This is a genomic window from Pseudomonas sp. TE12234, from assembly GCF_054061835.1.
The window spans coordinates 121,113-146,033 of the sequence record NZ_JBSSEP010000009.1 but is presented as its reverse complement, the minus strand read 5'-3'; the positions used below and the strand labels follow the sequence as shown (position 1 = coordinate 146,033).

Here is a 24,921-nt window from a genome sequence, read left to right as displayed (position 1 = left end):
TCTCCTGCGAAGGACGTGTAACTGAATTAAAACTTCACGGGCACTGCCGTTTCGCGCATCACGGCTTCTGGAGTCCGGTACAACTCAGCCATTTCGCGTTCTTGCTCGCTTTTCAATTGCGCCTGCATATACGCGCCAAGATGCCTGGCGTGCTGAACGATCGAGGCGCCGAAACGGCAACGTTGTTGGCTATAGTCCGCCAGGGCATCTTCAACGGATGCATGACGCTCAAGTGCTTCGACGATGGCCAAGGCATCACCGGCCGCCTTGGTGACACCCATACCGCAATGGGGACGGACCACGAATGCAGCGTCGCCGAGCAAGGCGATGCGTCCGAAATTCATCTTCGGTACTTCCAGGTCGTAAATCGGCTGGAACAGCGGTTGCGTTGCTTTCTTCACGACTTCGGCAAACTGCGGCGCCAGTAGCGTATCGGCGGACTTATACATATTGGCGAGTACATCACGGCGTATCAGTGCCGGAGGAATTCCACCTTCAAACTGCTTGCCGCTCTCATCCCGGAGCAGATCCTTCAACTCATCGTCGCCGCTGGTGCGGTACCAGACAAAGTTGTACCGACGCTCTCCTGCAAGGGTGCTGTTCGACTGTCCGGCAACCGGATACCCCAAAATCTGCTCGCGCGGAGGTAGACAGAACGCAAATTTATCGAAGAGCGATGCGTGAGCGGAGTCGGAAAGAACAGCTTCGTCGACCAAGCCGCGCCATGCGATATAGCCGGCGTACTGCAGGTGTAAGTCAGGCAGAAGCTGCTGGCGAATCGTCGAGCGAAATCCATCGGCAGCGATAATGATGTCGGCTTGATGAGTGGTGCCATCAGCCAATGTGACACTGGCATGGGACTCTGTGCTTTCGACCGAGACGACGCTGCCACCGCTACGATAGAGCGAGTCTGGAAACGCGCCGCGAAGCACCTGGTACATCTTCCCCCATGCCGTCAGGGTTTGCGGCAGCGCGTTCTCGAGCACAACATCGCCGTCCTGGTCCAACGTGACGCGCGACAGCACATCGATACCTACCGACGCATCAAGCGGGATGCCCGCTGCGGCCATCGCCTCGAACAATTCAGGGTGTGTAACGATCCCTGCGCCACGTCCGGCCAGTTCATCCGGCACACGCTCGAAGACTTCTACATCCCAACCCTTGCGAAGCAACATGTTCGCCGCAAACAGACCACCCAGCGAACCACCCACGACGATAGCGCGACGTTTGTCCGAGATATGAGTCATGGCTGCACCTCCACAGCCCCAGCGGTATGGGCGGCGTAGGAACCGACGGCTTCAATTTCGGAGGCCGGGAAGTTGAGTTCGATGGTGACGCCGGAAGGGTCTTCGATGAAGACCTGATGCAGGCCCAGGCTCGGAACCGTGCGATCACGCCAGGCGATGCCTTCGACTTCCAGGACACCCCAGAACTCAACCAGGCCTGTTACCAGAAACGCAATGTGATCCACGGTTCCAGTGCCCTTCAGCGGGATTTCCTTGTCTCCGAGGTACTTCTGCAGACCCTCGGGGTTGGAGGGATCGATCCCGATAATGTGGACCGTACCAAAATCCTGCTCGTCCCCTCCCATGTACAACCACACGCCGGGAAAGTCGAACGGCGGCCGGTAGCCGGGGGTGAAACCGAGCACCCTTTCATAAAATTGGCTGGACTTCTCCAGGTCGAACGACCGGATCGAGTAATGAGCGAGTTTTCGGACTTGCATGATGCCTCCAACGTTTTTTTGTATTTATTTATCGGTTGATAAACAGTAAGGCCTGACGAAATTGAAGTAAATAGCCGCAGGACCGGATTTTTTCAGGACTGCCCCTTAAACACGTCGTGGTGACGTCTCTACAGGAGGAGTTTCAGGCGTTGGGAATGGGCGTTTCAGGGCGAAATAGCGAGGTGCGCGCCCTCCCACCACCCGTACGGCCAAAGGCTGAAACAGGTGATGAGTGGTCGACAAAAAGAAGGGGGAAGCAAGATGCCAGGAGGCGGGAAAACCGAAAAATCAATTCAAGCGAGGCGTCTCGCCGAGGTCGTTGTCGACCTGAGCCAATACATGCGGACCGCCATTGAGGAACGCATCGACCATCTGCTCTATCAGCGCATCAATGTCTTCGGTCACCGGCAGATCGTAGATCCATTTGCGCACGCCGATATAGAAAATGCTGGCATGCAAACTCCAGATCAGTTCGAGCTCCTTTTCATTGATCGTTTCACCACAGGATGGCGCCAGACCATGGGCATGGCGAATTTCAGCAATAACAGGAATGAAGACTCGCTCACGCAATTTGGCCAGATAGCGATCGTTGATGCCTTCACGGGTCAATCCGGCGAAAACGAAGATGCGAATCCATTCTCGGCGCAGAATCACGTTGGCGTATGAGGTATAGAAACGCACCAGGCGTGCCTGAAGGGGTTGCGAACGATCCTTGATCATCGTCTCCCAAGAGGCATCCCACTGATACACCTCCTCGTAAACTCGGTCGATCAAGGCTTCTTTGCTGGGGAAATAGCGATAGAGCAACGGCTGGGTAATGTCCAGTTGTCGCGCCAGCTCACGGGTGCTTCCAGAGAATCCACACGTCGCAAAGTGCTCAATGGCCTTCTGCACGATCTGCTTTTCCCGGACCTCTGGCGAAAGGCGCCTAGTCGTCGCTTTGACAGTGCCCTGTGAGTCCGCTGAAGTTTGCGGCGCTTTCTCGTCTACGTTTTTTGAGTCTTGCATAACGCCTCACTAGAGCTTCGTCGAGGCATCATACAAAACAAAAGAATGCGCTGGCTATGAACCCCGACCCGGCGTCTGAGGACGTGAGCAGATCAGTTCCCGAGCAGGAGTCCAGGCGGCGCGATGACTCAGTGGCTCTGCCCGTCTCTACGGGACACCACCAGGAAGATGATCAAGGTCACCAGTGACAATGCACTGCCGACTGCGGCAATCGCCAACCAGCTGAAGTGTTCATAAAGTGAGCTGGCCACCGAGGAGCCGGTCGCCCCGCCAATGAAAATGCTGATCATGTACAACGCATTCAGACGGCCTCGGTTGGCAGTGCCCAAGGCGTAGACGGCTCGTTGTCCAAGCACCATGTTCATCTGCACGGCAAAATCCAGCGCGATACCTGTAACAGCCAGGCCAATCACACCGTAAAGAGGATTGATGAAGGCCGGCAGAAAACTCACTGCGCCCAATATCATGGCCAACTGTGAGGCGCGTCGAGTGTGTCCTGCATCAGCGAGACGCCCACTGAGAGGTGCGGCGATTGCACCGATGGCGCCGACCAGCGAGAAAATCGCAATCTGACTTTGCGTGAGGCCGAACTCACGGCTCAACACCAGCGGAACCGCGGTCCAGAACAAACTGAACGCGGCAAACATCAACCCTTGATAGAGCGCTCGCTGACGCAATACCGGCTCGCGGCAAAACAATTGTCCAAGGGACTTCAACAACTGACCATAGGACGCGCGATGGGTCGGTTGCCATTTGGGCATGGTCATGCCGATCACCATGGAGATGACGAGCATCAACGCAGCCGCGCCGATAAATACGGCCCGCCAGCCAAAATGATCAGCAACCAGGCTCGACAGCGGCCGCGCAAGCAGGATCCCCAACAGCAAGCCCCCCATGATCCCGCCCACCACTCGGCCGCGAGACTCTTCCGGCGCCAGATGCGCGGCCAATGGAATCAGCATTTGCACGGAAACAGAGCTGAAACCGATGAGCGCCGAGACGACAAGGAACACACTCGGCTGCCTGGCCAAACCCGCGCCGATCAGGCTGAAGATCGTGACCACGATCGTCGCAATCATCAGTCGGCGGTTTTCCATGAGGTCCGCCAACGGAACCAGGAAAAACAAACCCAGTGCGTAACCAATTTGAGTCAGCGATACGATAAAGCTGGCGCTGCCATTCGACATGCCGATATCCGGGGCGATCAAGCTGATGATCGGTTGTGCGTAATAGATGTTGGCCACGATGGCCCCACAACAAAACGCAAAAAGCAGAACCATCCCTCTCGTCATTGAAGCTTTTGTTAAAGCCGCTGCTGTGCCGCTTGCTGAAACACTCATGCCATGGACTCCTGAAATTCGGCAGCAGTGACTTTCCAATGAAGGTCACCCGCTGGATGTTTGTCAGGTCACAAAGTAGGCGGCTCGCCCCAGCGAGAGAATATGGACATGGCGCAACGTCTTGTTGCGTCGTGCGCAAAAGCTGCGCGGGCGCCATCAACGAAGACCAGCCAGCCGAGCGCCAAGGCAACCAGCAATACCAGTCGAATCCAGATGCGCTACTACAATACTTAGAACTTCAGGACCTGACAGGAAGCGAGCGAATGTGGATGAAACGCCAACTCTGCGTCGTTCGGCTGATTCGTTTCGCATCCGCTTCGCTCATCCTCGTCCCCTCCATTGCGGGCGCAGAGGATCTCGAACCCAGGTCCTACGCCAATACGCCGGTTGGTATCAATTTCCTGCTCATGGGCTATAGCGATCTCCGTGGCAACGTGACGGCCAACCCCTCCGTCCCGCTCCAGGATGCCAAGCTCAATATCAAGACTGTCGTGTTTGCCTTTGCCAGATCCCTGGATGTCTGGGGCCGCTCCGGGAAGTTCGATATCGTCGTGCCTGAGGCTAGATTGACGGGTTCTGCCCTGTTTGCCGGTGAACCCAGGGAACGTGATGTGACGGGATTGATCGATCCAAGATTTCGCTTTTCGGTCAACTTGTATGGCGCCCCGGCGATGTCCCTGGCTGAATTCCCCAACTATCAACAGGATGTGATTATCGGCACCAGCCTGGCGATCACGGCGCCACTGGGCCAGTACGACGCGAACAAGCTGGTGAATCTCGGCAACAACCGCTGGTCGTTCAAGCCCGAATTGGGGATTTCCAAGCGTCTGGGGCCGGTGACCCTGGAACTGTCCGCCGCGGGAACCTACTACACCGACAATAACGAGTACCTCGGCGACCGCACACTCTCCCAGAACCCGATCTACCAGGTACAGGCGCATTTTATCTATGCCTTTGATAACGGTGTCTGGGTGTCGCTGGATTCGACCTACTTTGAGGGGGGGAGTACTTCAATCGATGGCGTCGGTAACCATGACTTTCAGGAAAACACACGCTATGGATTCACCCTCACGCTACCGTTGAATCGAAACAATTCGGTGAAGCTCAATGCGAGCAATGGCGCACATACTCGTACGGGCAGCGAATACGATGCCATTGGCATCGTCTGGCAGTACCGCTTCGGCGGAGGGCTTTGAACGTGGGGCTTGGGATACTGCCTTGATGAAATAGCGTTAGTACCAATAGCATCCTGAATGCCTCAGTGGCCCGAGACACCCTCCCCCCATCAATGCGTTGTACCTGCCTCATACGCGATGATCCCCCTGGCGCTGACGCCGATAAAAAACCCGCTTCACGAACTCGGCCGACACCATGTACACCAGACTGATTGCCAGCATCAGCAACAGGATAGGGAGTGGCAAAGGCACCAGGCCGAACCATTGGGCTACCGGGCTGTATGGCAGTCCTATGGCCAGCAGGCCGATACCCAATGCACTGGCGATCAGCAGTTTCGCCGGACGGCTTTGGTAAAACGGTTTGTAAGTGCGCACGATGAAGATCGTCAGCAGTTGAGTCAGCAACGACTCCACGAACCAGCCGCTACGGAATACTTCGGGAACCATCTGCGCCATCAGGTACAAGGCCACGAACGTCAGGATGTCGAACAGCGAGCTGACCAGCCCGAACACCACCATGAAATTACGAATCTGCGTGATGTTCCACCGGTGAGGCGTGCTTTGCCATTCCCTGTCGACGTTGTCGCTGGCAATCCCCATTGAAGGGATGTCGGACAGAAAGTTGTTGAGCAATATCTGCTTGGCCAGCAGCGGCAGGAAAGGCAGCGCCAGGGAAGCAAGGGCCATGCTGATCATGTTGCCGAAGTTGGCGCTGGAGACGATCGATATGTATTTGAGGGTATTGGCAAAGGTATGCCGCCCCTCTTCGATCCCTTCGCGCAGGACATTCAGATCGTGCTCCAGCAACACGAAGTCGGCAGCCTGTTTGGCCACGTCGGCAGCGTTGTCCACGGAAATCCCGATATCCGCGACTTGCAGTGCCGGGGCATCATTGATGCCATCCCCCATGTACCCAACCACATGCCCGGTCTTTTGCAGGGCCCGGATGATGCGTTCCTTCTGGTTGGGATCGACCTCGGCGAACAGGGTTGTCAGTGGCGCCAGGTGCATCAAGGCCTCATCTTTCATCGCCGAGAGTTCACCGCCGGTGATGATTCGCTCCACCGGCAGGCCCACCGCCAGGCCGACATGGCGGGCGACCAGATGATTGTCGCCGCTGATGATCTTCACTTTCACACCCAACCCGTCCAGGGCGGCGATGGTGTCCTTGACCCCGGGTTCGGGCGGGTCAAAGAACAACAGAAACCCGCGAAAGGTCATGCCCTTTTCTTCGTCCCGACCGTAGTGCGGCTGATCGGGCAATACGCGAGTGGCAAGGCCCAGGACTCGAAAGCCCTGCTCGCTCCACTCCGCGAAACGTTTTGCGATTGCCGCCCGTTCCGCGTCGTTCAGCGTGACAACCTGTTCACCACGGCGCAGGTGCGTGCAGACTTCAAGCACGTTGTCCAGGGCGCCCTTGGTCACCATCAGCCTGCTGGCTTCAGGCGCATTGGCCACCACCACGCTGAGGCGTTTGCGGACAAAGTCATAGGGCACTTCATCGAATTTGATGACGTCAGTGCACGGGGCCAGGTCTTTGCCGGCCAGGCTGATGGCATCGTCCATGGCGTTGCGCATCCCGGTCTGCAAACTGGAATTGAACACTGCCAGTTGCAAGACATCAGTGGCGGCGACACCTTCCACATCCATCGCAGCGTCCAGCACCACGACACCCCGGGTCAGCGTACCGGTCTTGTCGGTACACAGAATGTCCATGGCCCCAAGGTTTTCGATGGCGTTGAGGTGGCGCACGATCACCCCTTTGGCAGCCATGCGCTGCGCGCCTTTGGCCAGCGTGATGCTGAGAATCGCCGGCAACAGTTCCGGCGACAGCCCGATGGACAAGGCGATGGCGAACAACAACGTGTCGAGGGGCGGGCGATGCAGCAAGATGTTGATGCCGAACACGACGATGGTGATCACCAGCATCACCCGTAACAGCAAGCCACCAAAATGCCGCAAGCCACGTTCGAATTCGGTTTCGGGAGGCCTTAGGGACAAGGTCTTGGCGATGTGACCGATCTCGCTGTCCTGGGCATAACGCGTCACAAGTACCACGGCAGTTCCGCTACGGACCGAAGTGCCCATGAACACAGAATTGTGGCGCTGTCCCAGGGTGGCATCGGGGGCACAGTCACCTGGCAGCTTTTCGACCGGAAAGGTTTCGCCGGTCAGCAAGCTCTCCGAGATGAAACAATCAAGTGCCTGCAGGATACGGCCGTCAGCGGCAATCAGGCTGCCGGCGCTGAGTAGCAGCACGTCGCCTGGCACCACCTCACTGGCGGCTACCTCCAGGGTCTTGCCGTCCCGACGGACCGTCGCACGCAAGGCGATCTTGTTGCGCAGCTGCTCCACCGCATGGCTGGCGCGATTTTCATACCAGGCGCTGAGCACCGCGCTGATCAGCACAATGCACCCGACAATCGCCGCGTCGAGCCAGTCGCCCACCACCACGGCCACCACTGCGCCGGCAATCAGAATGAGGACCAGGGGTGTGCGCATTTGCTCCAGCACCAGCCTGGCCAAACCCTGTGGTCGGTCTTTGGCTCGAAGTGGCGCGCGGCGCAGTCGGGCCTTGGCCTGAGCATCGCTCAACCCCGTCGGCTTGCTGTGCAACGTGCTGAATAACTGGCTGAGCGACGGGCTCCAGTAATCCGTGCTGACATCATGCGCGGGCTGTGTGGCACTGGAATGCCATTCACGATGCGCGAGCCAGAGACCGGGCAACATCGGTAACCAGAACGTCAAACCGCGAAACAACAATGTCGCGGACAACGCCACCGCAACGTTCACCCCGACCCAATGCAACGTCACCACGGCCGCCGCTTCGAAGGCGCCAAGGCCACCCGGCACAACACCGATACTGCGCAGGACACTGGCCAGCATGAAGCCGGCAAACAACCCCAAGGGCGGAGCCGAGACGCCCAACGCGCGCACCAACACCCACAGCGTTGCGCTGTCCAGCACGATGATCGCCAGCTCCAGCAGCGTGATGCGCCAGAGCAACGCGTGGTTGCGTACCAACGTCCGATCCGCACCGGTGATTAATGCAATGCCCTTGGCAACAATCGAAAAACGCTGCCCCGGCACATGGGTCGCCAGACGTTTATTGCCGGCCAGCCTCGGCGTGATAACCGCCAGCACCAGACTGACCGCCACAAACACCCCGCAGGTGGTCACCACGGCGGCCGTGGCATGCCCCTGAAAAATCACCACCGGCAGCGCCACGCCAACAGACAGCACATAGGCCAGGAAGTACCCGGACAGATCCAGGACAAGGCACGCCAGCACCACCGGTTTGGCAAACCCGAGACGCACGAACGAGGCGACAACCGCAAAGGCCCCGCTGATCCCGGAAGACGGCAAGGCTTGATCGACAAACAGCTTCATCAGGCTGAGCTTGCCCGCATCCCAGAGTGAAAGGTGTTGAGCCCCGGCCTTGAGCACTACACGAAAGACTTGCCCTTGCGCCATATAGGTCAGGGCTTGCAAGCCGAAGGCCGCAATGAGCCACAGTGGCTCTGCCTCCGTCAGCAAACGTGTGAAGGATTCGACGTCGGTGAATTGCAGTGCGACGCCCACGACCGTCGCAAACATGGCCGCGCCCAGCAGCCAGGTGAGCCAGAGGGCGGGACGACTGAAAGGCTGGCCTTCTTCCAGCGCAGGCGCGCGAGTAAAGTCTGGAATGGGCGATTTAACAGACATGCCAGGCCCCTGAGCAATTCGGCGGATTGCTGGATTCTGGGCCTGTGGTGGTTATTTGGTTTGATTAATGTCAATCCCTCAGGCCCGAACCGGCTCAGTCCGATGGGATATTGCTGCTGAAACCTGGATACCTGCAGCGCTGGGCAAACCTAGGGGGTACGTATTATCTGAGCGTTATTGTTGATGATCATTTGAATGATCTCGACCGATCCGTTGATGGCGAATTGAACGCCCATGCACACCAGTATGAAACCCATCAAACGTGAAATGGCATCGATGCCCGATTCCCCCGTCAACTTCATGATTAAATCCGACGCGCGCAAACAACCCCAAAGTGTCAAAGCCGTGACAAGGAATATCAGTGGCGGAGCCGTCAGCAATACCCAATGTGGAAAGTTTGTACTGTTTTTAATGGTGGCCGAAGCACTGATGATCATTGCGATAGTGCCCGGGCCGGCTGTGCTGGGCATGGCCAAAGGGATGAAAGCGAAGCTGGTTTTTTTCCCCCCGTCATCGCCGGCCGTTGCTACGCGCGGTTTTGGAAACAACATGCTTGAGCCGATCACGACCAGGATTCCACCCCCGGCAATTCGCAGGCCCGGAATGGAGATACTGAATACGCCCATCACAAACTCACCGATGTAATAGGTCACCAGCATGATGATGAACACGTAAAAGGCCGTCAGGAAAGCCTGCTGATTTTTTTCTTCACGACTGAACCCCTGGGATAAAGCCAGAAATAGCGCCACGGTGGTGGGTGGATTGATCAAGGGCAGCAATGCCAGCAACCCGAGTGTGACGGCGTCGAATAAATGGTTCATCCCTATACACCCTGCAAGTCACTGAAGACACTTCGTGGTGCGTCATTGCGGAGCCGGCTGCGTGTCGGCATTTTCTATAAAGCTTCATTTCGCAACTGCACTCGAACGCCAGACAAGTCTAGGTGCGATGTGGGTTTTCACCACTGACGGCGAGAATCTGGCCATACCTTGATTTAAATCAGATGCCCCAACCACGCGCGAATCCAACTTAGATCAACACCGTTTACATCCGAAACCGGTCCCCGCACAGGCATGCCGTCGATGTATCAGAACCTCGCCTTCTTCGCCGCCTTCCTCCTGCTCTACAGCCTATTTGCCGGGGGGATCGAGACGCGCCTGCTCAATGGTCCTCTGATGTTCATGGTCGTCGGCCTGATTCTCGGCCCGGCGTTCCTGGGCGTTTTGGCGCCCCGGATCGACAAGGACGGCCTGAAGATCCTCGCAGAGCTGACATTGGCGATCGTTTTGTTCAGCGATGCGGCCAATGCCGACCTGAAGGTTCTCAAAGCCCACGAAGGATTGCCGTTGCGCTTGCTGATGATCGGGCTGCCGCTGACGATTATTGGTGGTTGGCTGGTCGGTCATTGGCTGTTTCCGCAGATACCGTCGGTGGAACTGGCAATCATGGCGACCCTCCTGGCCCCCACCGACGCGGCGCTGGGCAAGGCGGTGGTGAGCAATCCCAAGGTTCCCGGCGCCGTGCGTGAAGGGTTGAACGTCGAAAGTGGGTTGAATGACGGTATCTGCGTGCCGGTGCTGTTGATGTTCCTGGCGTTGCTGGTCGAAGAACAGACCCGGTCCCCCCTGTCACTGGCCGCGCAATTGTTCGTTGAGGAACTGGGGATCGGTGCCGTCGTCGGGCTGGCCCTGACGTTTATTGCCTGGCTGATGTTTCGCTACGCCTCAAAACAGGATTGGCAATCGCCCATATGGTCACAACTGACGCTGCCCGGACTCGCCCTCCTGTGCTTTGCCACAGCGCAAACACTCGGTGGCAGCGGGTTCATTGCCGCATTCGTCGGCGGGTTACTGGCAAGCAGTCTGTTTTCCGAGCAAAAGCATCGCCTGCTTGAGTCCAGCGAAGAGTTCGCCACGCCGCTATCGGTCATTACCTGGATCGTGTTCGGCGCCCTGGTCATCCCTCGGGTCTGGGGCAATCTCACCCCGGTCATCTGGCTCTATGCGGTGCTGAGTCTGACGGTGATTCGCGTGCTGCCAGTACTGATTAGCCTGGCAGGCACGGCCTTCGATTATGAAACCCGACTGTTCATCGGTTGGTTCGGCCCACGCGGACTGGCCACCATCGTCTTTGCCATCATGATCCTGGATTACCCGCTGGAAGCCGGTCGCATAGTAGGCGCCATCGCAGTGTGTACGGTACTGCTCAGCGTGGTCCTGCATGGTTTGAGCGCCAATCCATGGGTCGCGCGGCTGGCCCGTCGCGAGCCTTGATTGACTTGTACAACTTTACCCCTAGGCTTCAGGCTTATCTGTACAGACTTTCCGATTTGTACAACGTTGCCTGGAACCTGCCATGTCCGCCTGCCAGCCCCCTTTCGCCAAGCCTTTCGCAATGCTGAACCCAGCCCCTGCTACGCGCAGCACATCGCAGCCGAGCGCCTGATGTCGGGCCGGGCATGGCTGATCGCCAACGCGCTATGGATGCAGGCCGGCTGGTGGGGCTGTGTGCTGGGCGCCAGGCACCCTTGGCTGCTACTGCTGGCAGCGGTCGGTTTGGTGATCCATGTGGCGGTCTGTCCACGGCCCGGCGAGGAAGCCCGTGCTCTCCTGCGTGTGTGCGTGGCCGGTTGGTTGATGGATGCCGGCCTGGGCGCGCTGGGGGTTTTCGAATTTGACCGGCCGCCCCTGCCACTGTGGCTGGCACTGCTCTGGCTGGTGCTGGCAAGTGGACTTCGCCACAGCCTGGCCTGGGCCCGGAACCCGATGTGGTACGGCGCACTCCTCGGCCTGATCGGTGGCCCTCTGGCGTACATCGCCGGTGCGCCACTGGCCGGGGTCGGTTTGCCCTGGGGCACCCTTGGCACCGCCCTGCTGCTGGCGCCGCTGTGGGCAGCAGCTTTGCCCCTCGCCCTGCGACTGGCCGCGCCGCGCTGACAAACACATGACAGCTGCTAAGGCTGGCGGCGGAAGAACAGACTCACCTGCCCCAATTCGACACCCAATTTGCTCATGCTCGACCGATTGATCAGGGTGTCGTCGTCCATCAGGTACATCCAGTCGTCGAAATCCACCTCCCAATGCTTGCCGTCCACCGGCAGGTCAAGGCGGTAGCGCCAGCGCAGCGCGTTGCCGGCAACCTCGCCCAGGGCTTCGCCAATCACGTCGCTCGCCCGGCCACGCCAGCGCATGGGGCCATCCGGTTCCAGGGTCCAGACCCGCTGCTGGCGCGTGCCATCGCTGTAGACAAAACGCTCGTCGAGGATCAGGCGCTGTCCCTCTCTATGGCTTTCGATCTGGACGTGGAAGCGCTTGACCACTTCACCCGAGCGATTCTGGTACAGGCCCCAGGCTTGCACCGGCCGGGAAAAGAACGCGGCCAGATCCAGGCTCGGGCGTTCCTGCGCGTAGTGCTCCACGCCGACATTGCCGCAGCTGGCCAGCAACAGGCTGCCAATCAGTAACAGTATTCGCCGCATGTCTATCTCCTCTTCAGAAGGCGCCTATTCAGCAGGGCCGGCCAGCCCCAGCAGGCGCTGGCGCAACTGTGGATCTCGCGCCCGCGGATCGAGCCAGATGTCGAAAAACGCACGGGCGAATCGGGTATCAGTCACTCGCCGGCGAAGCTGGTCGTCGACGTAGAACATGCAGCCTTTGTCGGGCAGGTAGACCCCGGTAATGCGCATGCCGGGCTGAACATCAACGAAGGCTTCACGCATTTCAGCGGACCACCGCTGCAGGGTGGCGTCGTCCAGGCTCGCCCCGCCCAGGCGGCGCATTTCATCCAGGCTGGCCTCGACCAGCGTGTCCCTTGAAAGTGCGCGGCGATACGTCAATTCGAGCGCAAAGGGCTGACCCCACGCCGGCGGCGCCTCGGAGCTCCACAAGCGCGCGGTGTAGAGGCTCATGCCAAACCAGCTGAAATCACCCCGGCCGACCAGACGCGCCTCGGGAACCGTGGGCCGCCAGTCCGCCGAGGCCGACACGGCGAAGAACAGCAACAGCAGACAGGCCTTCGTCAGGCGATGTTTGAAAGTGCATCCTGTCTCAACCACGTTCATCAGAGCCTCCTGTCTTCAGCACAATATTGTACAAGAGTAGCTATTTGTATAGCTTTTTACCGAGATGGAGTGAAACTTGTACAACTTTTTGTCGGGTACTCCCCTCTAACGCAGGTGAGTTCTGACTTTGCGCGTTAAAACTGGAGGTTTTTCATGGTCACGCGTACGACCCTGCTGCTCGCTTGCCTGACCCTGGCCCTGGCCCTGGCCGGGTGCGCCGGCTCCGGCGATAAACAGCCGCCCACGACCATGCAGGTTGATCTGCAACGCTACCAGGGCACCTGGTATGAACTGGCCAGGCTACCGATGTTCTTCCAGCGCAACTGCGTGCGCTCTGAAGCGCACTACGCCCTGCGCGAGGACGGCCGGATCGACGTCGACAACCGCTGCCAGGAGCATGACGGTCAGTGGAACGAAGCCCGGGGCATTGCCGAACCGCAGCAGCCGGGCAGTACCGACAAGCTTTGGGTCCGGTTCGATAATTGGTTCAGCCGTCTGCTGCCGGGCCTGGCCAAAGGCAACTACTGGGTGCTGTACCACGACCCGGCCTACCGCGTTGCGCTGGTCGGCCATCCCAATCGCGAATACCTCTGGCTGCTGTCGCGTACCCCCACCGTGAGCAGCGAGACCCGCGACCAGTTACTCGAGATGGCCCGCAAACAGGGGTATGACACCCACAAACTCATCTGGCGCCAGGCAGAAGCGGCCCAGCCCTGAGCGGGCCGAGCCACAGCACTATCGAGCGCCCTCTACGCGCCTTGTTCGAAACGGAACGAGGCGCCATAAGCCGACGCTGGCAAATGGTTCGATCCGTCGGCCTGCAGCCGCGAGCGGAAAGTACCGCTTTGCGGTTGGGTACGGTATAGGCCGCGCTTCTGCAGCTCAGGTATCACCAGTTCGACAAAATCCTCAAGGCTGCCCGGGCTGATCAGCGGATTGATCATGTAGCCACTGGTGCCGGAAATACGCGCGTGTTCTTCGATGCGCTCGGCGACCTGTTGCGGGGTCCCCACGAGGATGAGGTCACTGCCACGGGTGACCTTGGCAAAACGCTGTTTGACGTCGCCGGCCGTCAAGGGTTTGCCACTGCCATCGGGGTGCATCACATAGGAGGTCATGCCCTCGGTGTGAGTCGACAGTGCCTCGTTGTCGGCGTAGCGCCCGATATCGATACCGGTGTCGCCGGCATAGCTGACCAGTTGTGCCTGCAAGTGATAGTTGCTTTGCAGCTCGTCGTATTTGCGCTGGGCTTCGATTTCTGTCTTCGCCGTGACGATGCGCAACACCGTCAGGGACTTCACATCCTCTCGCTGACGGCCACGGGCCTGAGCCTTGGCCCAGATTTCCTCCAGCCCCAGGCGAATTTCCCGGGGATTGGACTTGGCGATGAAGATCAATTCAGCGTGTTTGGCGGCGAACTCACGACCACGCCCCGACCAGCCCGCCTGAATCAACAGGGGTGTGCGCTGTGGCGACGGAGAAGTCAGGTGTGGCCCGGCCACCCGGTAATGCTCACCTGCATGATTGATCGGTCGCACACGCTCGCCCCGGGCGTAGAGCTGACGCGCCTTGTCCGCGACCACGGCGTCGTCGGCCCAACTGCCTTCCCAGAGTTTGTACACCACATCAAGAAACTCTTCGGCGCGTTCATAACGATCATCGTGCTTGATCATCTGCTCCAGGCCGAAGTTGCGGGCGGCGCTGGAGAGGTATGAGGTGACGATGTTCCAGCCGACCCGGCCGTTGGTGAGGTGATCCAGCGTACTGAAGCGTCTGGCATGGGTAAAAGGATGTTCATAGCTGGTGGTCACGGTGACGCCAAAGGCCAGGTTCTGCGTGACCGCCGCCAATGCCGGGATGATCATCAGCGGGTCGTTGGCCGGTGCCTCCACAGCCCATTTCATGGCTGCATCGGCGTTGCCACCAAACACGTCGTAGAAGCCCAGGACATCACCAAAGAACAGCATGTCGAGATGAGCCTGGTCGGCAATGCGCGCCAGATTCGACCAATAGCCCAGCGAGTTGATGGCCAGTCGCTCGTCGGCCGGGTGCGTCCAGAGGCTTGGCGCACCGCCGCAGCCCACGCTGGCTTGCTCATAGAGCGCAAACAAAAGAGGTGTTGGATCGGACATCGTGGTTCTCGTCAAAAAAATAGTCGTTAAACGCGGCGGATCACCGCTGATGCTTGAAACCTTTGCCGTAGTGGCGCTCCAGGCGGTGCTGGATCAATTCAAGGCCGATGGACAACAACCAATAGATGATCGCTGCGGTGGAGAGCATTTCGATGTAGCGATAAGAAGACCGGCCATAGGACTGCGCCAGGAACATGACCTCCCACACACCCATCACCGAAATCAGCGACGAGTCCTTGAGCATTGATATGAACTGACTGGTGGTCGGCGGAATGATCGTGCGCATGGCTTGCGGCAAGACGATGTGCACAAAGGTCGCCGTCGGCCCAAGGCCCAGCGCCATCGCCGCTTCACGCTGTCCGGGTGCTACCGCCTGGATACCGGCGCGAAAAATCTCGCTGAGGTAGGCGCCATAGTTGAGCGAAAGCGCAATGATTCCGGCGCTGATGGCACCCGGAACGACCCCCAACTGCGGCAAGCCCAGATAAATCAGCAGGATCTGGATCAGCAGCGGAGTACCGCGAAAAAAAGACGCATAGAAACTGGCAATGCCGAACGCCACTGCGCTGCGTGACAGTCGCGCAAGCGCTGTCACAAAGCCCAGGATCAATGAAAGCCAGATCGAACAGAAGCACAGAAACAACGTCAGCGCGGCCCCCTGCAGGAAACCGTTTGGCCCCAGATGCAGGCCGACCAGATTCGGCCATTTCTCCAGGATGATCGAAAACTTCAGATCGAAGCTCATGAAAAACATGACGCACAATCCGAACAGCGCCGCCCAGGTCAAATACAGGCGAGTGCGAAAACCAAACAGCGAGTGAAAGCGACGCTTCTCGGGAGCGGGGGCGACCGTTGTTTTGGCTGGATATGGGTTCAGGGCTGTCATTGGCTGATGTCGGCACCGATCCACTTCTGCGAAATCTTGCTCAACGTACCGTCAGCCTTCAGTTGGCTAATGACCTCGGTGACCCTGGCATTCCATTGCGCATCGCCCTTTTCAATCGCCACGACATTGGGTTCGGCATACAGCGCGTCACCGGCGATCTTGAAGCGAGGATCCTGGGCGATACGTTCGCGGGCCGTGATGAGGTTGGTGACCATCGCGTCAAGGCGAACGCCAGTCCCCAGCGCCAGGTCCTGGAACGCGACGGTTTCGTTGTCGTAGGGTGCTACCTGGACATTGTCGAATGGATAGCTCAAAGGCTTGTCCTCGGCGCCCTCGATCACCAGATCCTTGTTCAAGTAGGCTTCGTAAGTCGACGCGCTGATCACCCCGACTTTTTTCCCGGAGAGGTCCTTGCCCGTGGCGATGTCTTTGTCCTTGGCATTGACCACGATGACCGCAGGCGACTGGTAATACTCGACAGGGAAATCGAACACTTCGGCGCGGGCCTTGCTTGGGGTCATCGAGCAAACGCAAATGTCATAGCGTCCGCTCCAGCGCCCCGCCGCGATCACATCCCAGGACGGCGTTTCCAGCTTGAGCTTGACCCCCAGGCGTTGCGCAACCGCCTTGGCCACATCCACATCAAAGCCGTCCAGCTGGTTCTGCTCGTTGAGAAAAGAGAACGGCGGATAGTTTTCCATCAGGACGCCGGTCAACTCGCCTTTTTGCTTGACGCGATCAAGGGTGGTCCCTGCGAAAGCGGTCGAGCAGGCGGCCAGCAAGGCCAGGCCAAGGGGTAAAAATGCGTGTGATTTCAAAGGCGAATGCTCCAATCAGTTAATAAACCTGATTAGATTAAAACGCACTATAAAAATGTCTTGTACTAGTTTTATGGAATAAACAGCTCGTTTCAGGCTATATCCAAACAGCGGCCCCCAGCGTCTGCCCCGCGGCTTCCGGCCCGCTTAAACCGCCGATCATTGCAACGGCGAAAACGCTGCCGGCAGATAAATCGTCGAGCGCATGTCGCGCAGTTGCGGGCCGGAATTTTCCGGTGGCCAGACGCCGTCCGCCACGGCCTGGGTTCGCACTTGCAGGCGCTGTTCCAGCGTGGTCCATGGCCAGATGTGCAGGTAGCGCGGCAATGCACCGTCGGTGGCGTAGAAGGCGGCGTACACCGGCGAATATTGCTCGGCAGTGCGTGATTCCACGGACTTGACCCAGCCATCGAGTGTCGGCTGCAACCCGGCGCTGACCAGGTCGTACACGCGCATTTCGTAGAAGGGGCCATGCTGGCCGGGGCTCAAGGGTTTGAGGAATGGAAACAGGCTGTAGTTTTCGATCCGCAGATCGGTCATGAATTCGTGGGTGCCAAATACCTTGCCATCCAACAGGAAACGTTCACGCTCCGCCTGCCGCAGGCTTTCGTCGGCAAACCCGCGCAGCACGGCGATCTGGTTCAACTGGCCGATTTCCGACGCCCAGCACCCCATCAGGGTGCCGCCAACGCCGGGTTCGGCCAGTGCCGTTTCAATACACGCCAAAGCTTGCGCGACGGTGCGAACCCGAACGGTGAAGGTGATCAGCTCAAAAAAAACCATGACGTCCCCCGGCCAACAGCCACTTGAAAGCCAGCAGCCTAGGGCAACGTCATGGGGCAAACCATTCGGGCGATCACTCGGCAGGACGGGAAATGCCTTAGTCGGCCAGGTGGTTTCTTTAGGGCGAGGCTCAGTTCGGGTCCAGCAAGCCGCCACTCCAGTTACGCGACACCCGGCTCCCGGTAAACTTGGCCACCCCCATGCCCTGGGCAATCAAGCGATCGCGAAAGCGGGTGACCAGTCGCCCGGTTTGCTCGGCATACAACGCCACTTCCGATGACGGATCACCCGGCCGGCGCAGAATCCGTGCAAAGCGCTGACCTTCTTCGACTATATCGCCCAGTTCTTTTTCAAAGATCAGCACCCCGGGCTGCGGCGCAATAATGGTTTCCATGTGACCCATTTCCACTGCGTCGACAGGCCAGTCAGCGGGTCCCACTGCCTCATCGATGACGCCGTATCCGCACAGCCACGCATAGAGGCCCTCGGCATCCTGTTCGGCGAATCGATCGTTGACGTCGCCCTGCCCTCGCAACTCCAGGGTTGCGGCCATGCGCGTGTCGGTCCTGCCTTCGCGCAGCCAAGGGGCGATGATGGTTTCTTCGAACGAACCGTCGCCGCCGTCGTCCCAGATGATCGCCACCGCCATTTTCATCGCCGCCGCCAATGCGCGACCACGGGGCCAGAAGCTGCGATGAACGTAGACGTAGGGCAGCGCTTCGTCGTCGGTGTGCAGGTCGAGCATCACGTCGGCCGGTGCCGCCAGCTGCACCAGTTTTTTTTGCCATTCCTGGACGTTGGTCATCGACTGTTCCATCGCCGCTGACTGGTCGAAACCCCGGTTGAAGTTATGCCCGGTGGCGTCGTGGTAACGCCCCAGAATCCGCCCCTGACGAAACTGTCCGATGCCCAGCGGATTGGCTTGCGGCACCACGGTCACGCTGCCCTTTAGCCGACCCTCGGCCTCGGCGACCCGCAGGCGCTGCATCAACAGATGCAGGACCAGCATCCCGGCGATTTCATCGGCATGCACACCGGCCTGCAAATGCACCTTCGGCCCGGGGCCATCGCCCTCGAAACGCCAGGCACCGACCTGCACCGGTTCGCCGTTGTTGTTGCGAACGTTGAACGAAATATCCTGCACCATGCGCTTGCCCTCCCCTCATCAGCGTGAAAAATCGAGGTATTGCCGCTGCCGAGACTGGAGATTGAACACACGTTCAACTAAGCTCGCCAGCGTGGAACCACTGCCAAGGAATCTTCTGTGACAACCACCGCCCCGAAAAACCGCCGCGCCGAGCCTGACGAGCGTCGCGAACTGTTGGTGGCCGCCACCCTGCGCTGCCTGGGCCGCGACGGTCATGCCGGGATTTCGGTGCGGCGCATCGCCACCGAGGCCGGGGTCTCCGTCGGCCTGCTCAATCATCATTTCGGCAGCATCGATGCCCTGATCGCCGACACCTATCAGAAACTCGCGAGCGAACTCACCACGGCACTGCTCCAGGAAATCGAACAGGCCGGCACACCCGCGCAAAAGATGGATGCGTTCCTCGTCGGCTCGTTTTCACCCAGGGTCATGGACCCGAAACTGTTGGGCGTCTGGGTGGTGTTCTGGAGCCTGATCCGGCACTCCGAACACGTCAGCCAGTCCCACGTCAAAACCTACGGTGCCTACATTGATCTGCTCCGCCAATTGCTCGACGACATGGCCGACAGCGAAGGCTTCAGGATTCACGACACGCGCCTGGCTGCCATCGGCCTATCGGCGACGCTCGACGGACTCTGGCTCGAGTGGTGCCTGAATCCCGAGACCTTCAGTGCCGCCAACGGCCTCCATATCTGTCGTTGCTGGATAAAGGGGTTGCGTCACGGAGCATTCAGCACCGACGACGTCCTGTGACGGATGCCGGCCGAAAATCATCGCCAGGGTCCCACTGACGGCGATCAGCCCGGCTCCGATCATTAACGACCCATCCATCAGCGTGCCCCAGATCAGGCTCGACAGGGCAAACGCCCAGATCAGTCCGGTGTACTCGAACGGTGCGAGCAAGGTCGCCGTGGCATGACGGAAACTGGCGAACAGCAGGAACTGCCCCATGCCGCCCACCAGCCCTGCCCCGACCATGCCCAGCCAGGCCGGTGTCGGCGTCGGGCTGTAGGTCCATGGCAACGCCACGACCATGCAGAGCACGAACACCACGTTGGTGATCAGCATTTGCTCCAGCACCGAGGTCTGGTCATCCACCTGGCGTAACTGGATATAAGTGAAGGCCCAGCACATCGCGGCCAGCAGCGTCAGCACAACCGGCAGTGGTTCGGTCATGTTGTCCGGGCGGCAGGCAATGATCACGCCGGCAAAACCGACGATCAGGCTGAACCACTGCCAGCCGCTGGCTTGCTCCTTGAGAATCAACGCTGCCAGCACCGTGACCATGATCGGCGCGGAAAAATACAGGGTGGTCATTTCCGCCAGGGTCAGGTCCCGGGCCGCCGTGTAATACAGCAGCCAGGCCACGATCGACAACAGGCCGCGCACCACCAGCAAGCGTCGGCTCGGTGAGGACCAGGCCCGCTGGATCAGACGCGTGCGTCCCGCTGCGAACACGACGGCGACCACCACCAGGGCGCGCCAGAACAGAATGGTCACCACCGAGTAATCAGCCACCAGCCACTTGATGACCGCGTCCTGCAACGCCAGGAACGCGTAGCCCAAGGTGCACAGGCCAATGCCCTGCAACGAACGGTCAACCCGTGGCGAACTCATTAGGCGGACCTGCGCACGGGCGTCCCGCGCCGTTCGGCAAAGGCAAACAGCGCCTCGATCAGGAACGTCAGGCAGACATACACGCCAGCCACCAGCAACAGCGGCTCATAGACCTGCAAGGTCTGCGCCCGAACCACGTTGGCCGCGCCCAGCAAGTCGATCACCGCAATGGTCGAGGCCAGTGCCGTGGACTTGAGCAGCATCACGGTTTCCCCGGCCAGGGTCGGCAGCAGCAGGCGCAACGCCCTTGGCAAGCGCACCCGCAACAAGGACTGACGCGGGGTCATGCCAAACGCCGAAGCGGCTTCCATCTCACCCTTGGGCACCGCCAGCAGGCCACCACGGATCACTTCACCCACATAGGCGCCCACCGACACCACCAGGGCGAACACGATGTACCAGTACCCATCGCGCAGGTACGGCCAGAGAAAACTGCCACGGATCAGCGGAAACTGCGCAAACAGGCTGCCGAGGCCGTAGTAGAAGATGTAGATCTGGATCAACAACGGTGTGCCGCGCGTCACGCTGGTATAGAACAGGCTGACCTTGGCGATCACCTTGTTCTTCGAGATCCGGGCCAGCGCCACCAGCACCGCCAGCGCGTAACCGCACACGCTGGAAACCAGCAGGATGGTGATGGTCGTTTGCAGCCCCCGGCCCAACAGCGCCGCGTATTCAATTGTCCACGCTGGAATCATGTCATTCACTCAGCCAATGGCATCCAGCGACGAATGCGTCGCTCGAGCCGTCCCGACAGGTAGTTGGACAACAGCGTCACTGCGTAATACAACGCGGCGGCCGTCAGGTAGAACAACAGATAGTGACGCGTCGAACCCGCGCCTTGCTTGGCGGTGTAGAGCAATTCGTTGGTGCCGACCACGCTGATCAGCGCGCTGTCCTTGATCAGGTTGATCCACAGGTTGGCCATCCCGGCCATCGCATACGGCGCCATGATCGGCAGCGTGACGCGGTGGAACAGCCCGAAGCCGTGCAGACCGAAAGCCTTCGCCGATTCGATCTGGCCATAGGGAATCGCCTGGATGGCCGCGCGGAAAATCTCCGAGGCGTAAGCGCCCTGCACCAGCCCCAGCACCAGGATCGCCGCCAGCGGACCGCTCAGGTTGACCGCGTCGTATCCGAGGCGGGCCATCAGCGAGTTGAGCAACATGGAACCGACGTAGTACAGGAGCAGAATAAGTAACAGCTCCGGCACCGCCCGGAACAGTGTGGTATAGCCACGGGCGACGGCCGCAATCGGTTTTGGCGCGCCCAGCTTGATACAGGCCACGACCAGGCCGATGGCCAGTCCGACCACAAACGCCCCCGCCGAAATCTGCAGGGTCATCCAGAGTCCCTTGAGCAGCGCCCCGCCCCATCCCTGTTCGGTGAAATTGATCAAATCGAACATTGCTGGCATTTCACTCTCCGGTTAGCAGACATCAACCAACTGACGTGATCCCTGTGGGAGCGAGCCTGCTCGCGAAAAACGTTGACGATGACGCGGTTTAACTGACGAACCGCGTCGCTCTTGCGTTCATCGCGAGCAAGCTCGCTCCTTCAGGAGTTGGGTGCTGCCGTCAGAACGTCGGTTTCACACTGGTACCGAAGTAACTTTGGGAGAGGTCGTCGTAGTCCTTGCTCGCCAGCAGGGTCTTGATCGCCGTATCGAGTTTGGCCTTCAGTTCGGTGTCGTCCTTGCGCAGACCGGCGCCTACACCCTTGCCGAAGATCGGGTCGTAAGGCACCGCGCCGAGGTAGGCCAGGTTGCTGGCAACGGCATCCGGGGTCTTGACGAAGGACGCCATCGCCGTGCCGTCGGCCATCATCAGGTCGATACGTCCGGCGATCAGGTCGGCGTTGGCCGAGTCCTGGGTGTCGTAATACTTAACATCGGCAATTTTTTCGTAGTAGGTCTTCAGGTAGCTGGCGCTGACCGTCGAGTTCTGCACGCCAATGGTCTTGCCCTTGAGGTCATCCGGGTATTTGGTCACGGCAGTGCCCTTCGGCCCGACCAACGCGACAACCGAGTCGTAATAGGCCTTGCTGAAGGCGATCTGTTTTTCCCGCTCCTCGGTCACCGACATCGAAGAGAAAATCACGTCGATCTTCTTCGCCAGCAGCGACGGAATGATCCCGTCCCACGCCACTTCCTTGATCTCGCATTGCGCTTTCATTTCGCTGCACAGCTTGTGGATCAGGTCGACTTCGAAGCCCTTCCACTCACCGTTGGCCTGCTTCTCGGTGTACGGCGGATAGGGTTCGGCGGCGACCGCGAACCTGATGGGCTGCGCTTGGGCCGCGCTCATGCCCGCCAGCAATACGCAGGCCGCGCCGGTCAACCAGTGTGCAAAACGTCGATTTCCCATGATGTATTCCCGTCTTTTTATCTGTTAGCGAGTTTGATGAGCGTTGACGAATTGTCGGCAGCGCTCGCTGCGTGGGTGTACGAACACTTCGTCCGGCGAACCGGTTTCCTCGATCAGTCCTTGATGCAGAAAGGCGACTTTGGAAGAGACATCGCGTGCAAAGGCCATTTCATGGGTCACCAGGATCATGGTCCGGCCTTCTTCGGCGAGAGAGCGGATCACCCGCAGCACTTCCCCGACCAGTTCCGGGTCGAGTGCCGAGGTGGGTTCATCGAACAGCATGACCTTGGGCCGCATGGCCAGGGCCCGGGCGATGGCCACCCGTTGTTGCTGTCCCCCGGAAAGAAACGCCGGGTACTCGTTGCGCTTGGCCGCCAGCCCTACGCGTTCAAGCAAGGCTTCGGCCCGTTCAGTGGCCTCGGCACGGCTTTCACGCAGGACCTGGGTCGGCGCTTCGATCAGGTTTTCCAGCACCGTGCGATGGGGCCAGAGGTTGAAATTCTGGAACACCATGCCCAGGCTTGAGCGGATGCGCACAAGCTGTTTGGCATCGGACACCAACGGCGCACCGGGCCGTGTGTGGTTCAGGTGAATGCTTTCGCCGTCCACCAGAATCCGCCCCTGGTCCGGTACTTCGAGCATGTTGATGCAGCGCAGCAAGGTACTTTTACCCGAGCCGCTGGCGCCGATCAGGGAGATCACCTCGCCCTCGCGTGCTGTCAGGGAGACGCCCTTGAGCACCTCGATATTGCCGAAGCGTTTGTGCAGCTGTTCGACCTGGATCATGGTGCGGCCGGCGACCGGTTCGACCACCGCTGAAGGCGTCTCGCGGCTGATGATCGGACGTGGTGCCTCACCTTTTAGCACCAGGACGAAATCACGAATTCGCTGGCAGGCTTCGGCCAGGCGCTCTTCGCCGAGGGTGAAGGACAGCCGCACAAAACCTTGCGCCGGTTCGCCGAATGCCGCCGCATCCAGTACCGATACCCGCGCCTCGCGCAACAGGCGCCAGGCGAACTCCAGCGACGTCAGGCCGGTGGCGCGTACATCCAGCAAGACGAACATGCCGGCGTCGGGTTTGAGCACTTCGATCCCCGGGCAATCCGATAAACCCGCCACCACCAGATCGCGACGACGGCGATAAATGTCGCGCATGCCGTGGGTCACTTCGTCGTGGGCCTGTACGGCCTTGAGCGCGGCTTCCATGACAAACCCCGGCAAGCCGTAGAGCATGCTCAACACCAGGGTTTCGGCATGCGCCACCAGCGAAGGGTCTGCAACGATCCAGCCAATGCGCCAGCCGGTCATGGCATGGGACTTCGACAGGCTGCCGATCACCACGCACCGCTCGGCCATGCCCGGCAAGGCGGCCAGGCTCAGGTGTTCGCGCTCGAACGCCAGGCTTTCATAGACCTCATCCACCACGACCCACAGATCATGGGCGATGGCCAGGTCGGCGATGGCTTGCAACTCTTCGCGGTTGAGCACCACGCCGGTGGGATTGTTCGGATTGGAAAAGAAAATCGCCTTGGTGCGCGGTGTAATGGCCTTGGCCAGCACCGCCGCGTCGAGGCGGAAATCATCGCCCGCCGCACAGGGCACACGTACCAGCGTGGCGCCGGAGGCCTTGAGGGTGGCCTCGTAGGTCACGTACATCGGATCGAGGGCAATCACCTCGTCACCGGCGCTGAGCAGGCACATCGACGCGACGAACAGCGCATTCTGCGCACCGGCCAGGGCAATCACGTTTGACGCTTGCAGCTCTCGGTCGAACAGCTTGCCGTAGCGCGCGGCGATGGCCTCGCGCAAGGCCAGGCGACCGGCAATTTCGGTGTAGTGGGTATCACCTTCGCGCAGCGCCTGGATGGCGGCGTCGGTGATGAAATCAGGGGTGGGAAAATCCGGGTCGCCGACGCTGAGGATGATCACGTCCTCGCCGCGACGCCGTGCCTCAAACGCCGCATTGTGAATATCCCAGGCAGCAACGCCTTGACCTGAGATCCGCTCAACAAAGGGTGAAAACCGCATGCCAGTGCCTCGTTCGAAATGAAGAAACGCAAGCCCGCAACCAGCCGGGAGAGAAGGTGCAAGGAACATAGCCCAAGCTGAACACTCGTTCAACAGAATACTGGAGAAGGTTCGCGTTCAGCGTAAACAG

The 24,921-nt window shown here is 59.5% G+C and carries 22 protein-coding genes and 1 pseudogene; 5 read left to right on the top strand and 18 right to left on the bottom strand.

Going from position 1 to position 24,921, the window contains the following annotated elements; genetic code table 11:
* Positions 1–26 precede the first annotated feature (26 nt).
* The 4 genes from ACVWYU_RS16040 to ACVWYU_RS16025 form a co-directional block, all read right to left on the bottom strand.
* Positions 27–1,247, bottom strand: coding sequence for an FAD binding domain-containing protein (locus tag ACVWYU_RS16040; RefSeq protein ID WP_390956020.1), 1,221 nt, complete (start codon positions 1,245–1,247; stop codon positions 27–29).
* Positions 1,244–1,726, bottom strand: a complete 483-nt coding sequence (locus tag ACVWYU_RS16035; protein ID WP_457373107.1) for a VOC family protein — start codon at positions 1,724–1,726, stop codon at positions 1,244–1,246. The genes ACVWYU_RS16040 and ACVWYU_RS16035 overlap by 4 nt, the downstream gene beginning before the upstream one ends.
* Positions 1,727–2,014: 288 nt before the next feature.
* On the bottom strand, positions 2,015–2,620 hold the full coding sequence (locus ACVWYU_RS16030; protein WP_457373106.1) for a TetR/AcrR family transcriptional regulator: 606 nt from the start codon (positions 2,618–2,620) through the stop codon (positions 2,015–2,017).
* A gap of 242 nt (positions 2,621–2,862) precedes the next feature.
* Entirely contained in the window at positions 2,863–4,074 is a 1,212-nt protein-coding gene (locus tag ACVWYU_RS16025) for an MFS transporter (protein ID WP_457373105.1), read from the bottom strand.
* Between the two features lie 38 nt (positions 4,075–4,112).
* Here ACVWYU_RS16025 and ACVWYU_RS16020 point away from each other — a divergent pair, with 38 nt between their 5' ends.
* Positions 4,113–5,270: a transporter gene (locus tag ACVWYU_RS16020; RefSeq protein WP_457373104.1), complete on the top strand. Its 1,158-nt coding sequence runs from the start codon at positions 4,113–4,115 to the stop codon at positions 5,268–5,270.
* A gap of 108 nt (positions 5,271–5,378) precedes the next feature.
* Here ACVWYU_RS16020 and mgtA read toward each other — a convergent pair whose 3' ends face one another.
* A complete protein-coding gene (gene mgtA / locus ACVWYU_RS16015; protein WP_457373103.1) occupies positions 5,379–8,954 on the bottom strand; it encodes a magnesium-translocating P-type ATPase in 3,576 nt (1,191 codons plus the stop codon).
* Between the two features lie 149 nt (positions 8,955–9,103).
* Complete coding sequence (locus ACVWYU_RS16010; protein ID WP_247255626.1) at positions 9,104–9,775, bottom strand: MarC family NAAT transporter; 672 nt, start codon at positions 9,773–9,775, stop codon at positions 9,104–9,106.
* A 261-nt stretch (positions 9,776–10,036) separates the two neighbouring features.
* Between ACVWYU_RS16010 and ACVWYU_RS16005 the strand changes: the two genes are divergently transcribed.
* Together ACVWYU_RS16005 and ACVWYU_RS16000 are read left to right on the top strand one after the other, a co-directional pair.
* Positions 10,037–11,227, top strand: coding sequence for a cation:proton antiporter (locus ACVWYU_RS16005; protein ID WP_457373102.1), 1,191 nt, complete (start codon positions 10,037–10,039; stop codon positions 11,225–11,227).
* Positions 11,228–11,398: 171 nt separating this feature from the next.
* Positions 11,399–11,890, top strand: a complete 492-nt coding sequence (locus ACVWYU_RS16000; protein WP_248914954.1) for a DUF2878 domain-containing protein — start codon at positions 11,399–11,401, stop codon at positions 11,888–11,890.
* A gap of 17 nt (positions 11,891–11,907) precedes the next feature.
* Here ACVWYU_RS16000 and ACVWYU_RS15995 read toward each other — a convergent pair whose 3' ends face one another.
* Entirely contained in the window at positions 11,908–12,432 is a 525-nt protein-coding gene (locus ACVWYU_RS15995) for a DUF3833 domain-containing protein (protein WP_090321909.1), read from the bottom strand.
* 24 nt (positions 12,433–12,456) lie between these two features.
* Positions 12,457–13,014, bottom strand: coding sequence for a chalcone isomerase family protein (locus ACVWYU_RS15990; protein ID WP_248914955.1), 558 nt, complete (start codon positions 13,012–13,014; stop codon positions 12,457–12,459).
* 153 nt (positions 13,015–13,167) lie between these two features.
* On the opposite strand from ACVWYU_RS15990, the gene ACVWYU_RS15985 reads away from it, so the two are divergent.
* Positions 13,168–13,731, top strand: coding sequence for a lipocalin family protein (locus ACVWYU_RS15985; protein WP_457373101.1), 564 nt, complete (start codon positions 13,168–13,170; stop codon positions 13,729–13,731).
* 32 nt (positions 13,732–13,763) lie between these two features.
* On the opposite strand, the gene ACVWYU_RS15980 is transcribed toward ACVWYU_RS15985, so the two are convergent.
* The 5 genes from ACVWYU_RS15980 to ACVWYU_RS15960 form a co-directional block, all read right to left on the bottom strand.
* Positions 13,764–15,146, bottom strand: a complete 1,383-nt coding sequence (locus tag ACVWYU_RS15980) for an LLM class flavin-dependent oxidoreductase (RefSeq protein WP_248914957.1) — start codon at positions 15,144–15,146, stop codon at positions 13,764–13,766.
* Between the two features lie 40 nt (positions 15,147–15,186).
* The gene (locus ACVWYU_RS15975; protein ID WP_248914958.1) at positions 15,187–16,032 is read right to left on the bottom strand and encodes an amino acid ABC transporter permease; all 846 of its coding nucleotides are present in this window, start codon (positions 16,030–16,032) and stop codon (positions 15,187–15,189) included.
* The gene (locus ACVWYU_RS15970) at positions 16,029–16,733 is read right to left on the bottom strand and encodes a transporter substrate-binding domain-containing protein (RefSeq protein WP_425415224.1); all 705 of its coding nucleotides are present in this window, start codon (positions 16,731–16,733) and stop codon (positions 16,029–16,031) included. Before ACVWYU_RS15970 ends, ACVWYU_RS15975 begins: the two co-directional genes overlap by 4 nt.
* 276 nt (positions 16,734–17,009) lie before the next feature.
* On the bottom strand, positions 17,010–17,633 hold the full coding sequence (locus ACVWYU_RS15965) for an NIPSNAP family protein (RefSeq protein ID WP_457373100.1): 624 nt from the start codon (positions 17,631–17,633) through the stop codon (positions 17,010–17,012).
* A 130-nt stretch (positions 17,634–17,763) separates the two neighbouring features.
* Positions 17,764–18,780 carry a succinylglutamate desuccinylase gene (locus ACVWYU_RS15960; protein WP_457373099.1) on the bottom strand — a complete coding sequence of 339 codons (1,017 nt, stop codon included), beginning with the start codon at positions 18,778–18,780 and terminating at the stop codon, positions 17,764–17,766.
* Positions 18,781–18,897: 117 nt separating this feature from the next.
* Here ACVWYU_RS15960 and ACVWYU_RS15955 point away from each other — a divergent pair.
* Positions 18,898–19,437, top strand: a pseudogene (locus ACVWYU_RS15955) (TetR/AcrR family transcriptional regulator); the annotation flags it as partial.
* Here the strand turns inward: ACVWYU_RS15955 and ACVWYU_RS15950 are convergent.
* The 5 genes from ACVWYU_RS15950 to ACVWYU_RS15930 form a co-directional block, all read right to left on the bottom strand.
* Positions 19,393–20,397, bottom strand: coding sequence for a DMT family transporter (locus tag ACVWYU_RS15950; protein WP_457373098.1), 1,005 nt, complete (start codon positions 20,395–20,397; stop codon positions 19,393–19,395). The pseudogene ACVWYU_RS15955 and the gene ACVWYU_RS15950 overlap by 45 nt on opposite strands.
* The gene (locus tag ACVWYU_RS15945) at positions 20,397–21,095 is read right to left on the bottom strand and encodes an ABC transporter permease subunit (RefSeq protein ID WP_090327325.1); all 699 of its coding nucleotides are present in this window, start codon (positions 21,093–21,095) and stop codon (positions 20,397–20,399) included. The genes ACVWYU_RS15950 and ACVWYU_RS15945 overlap by 1 nt, the downstream gene beginning before the upstream one ends.
* Positions 21,096–21,100: 5 nt before the next feature.
* Entirely contained in the window at positions 21,101–21,814 is a 714-nt protein-coding gene (locus ACVWYU_RS15940) for an amino acid ABC transporter permease (protein WP_457373097.1), read from the bottom strand.
* A gap of 160 nt (positions 21,815–21,974) precedes the next feature.
* Positions 21,975–22,763 carry a transporter substrate-binding domain-containing protein gene (locus ACVWYU_RS15935; protein WP_247255637.1) on the bottom strand — a complete coding sequence of 263 codons (789 nt, stop codon included), beginning with the start codon at positions 22,761–22,763 and terminating at the stop codon, positions 21,975–21,977.
* Positions 22,764–22,787: 24 nt separating this feature from the next.
* Entirely contained in the window at positions 22,788–24,791 is a 2,004-nt protein-coding gene (locus tag ACVWYU_RS15930) for an aminotransferase class I/II-fold pyridoxal phosphate-dependent enzyme (RefSeq protein WP_390956008.1), read from the bottom strand.
* Between the last annotated feature and the right edge of the window lie 130 nt (positions 24,792–24,921).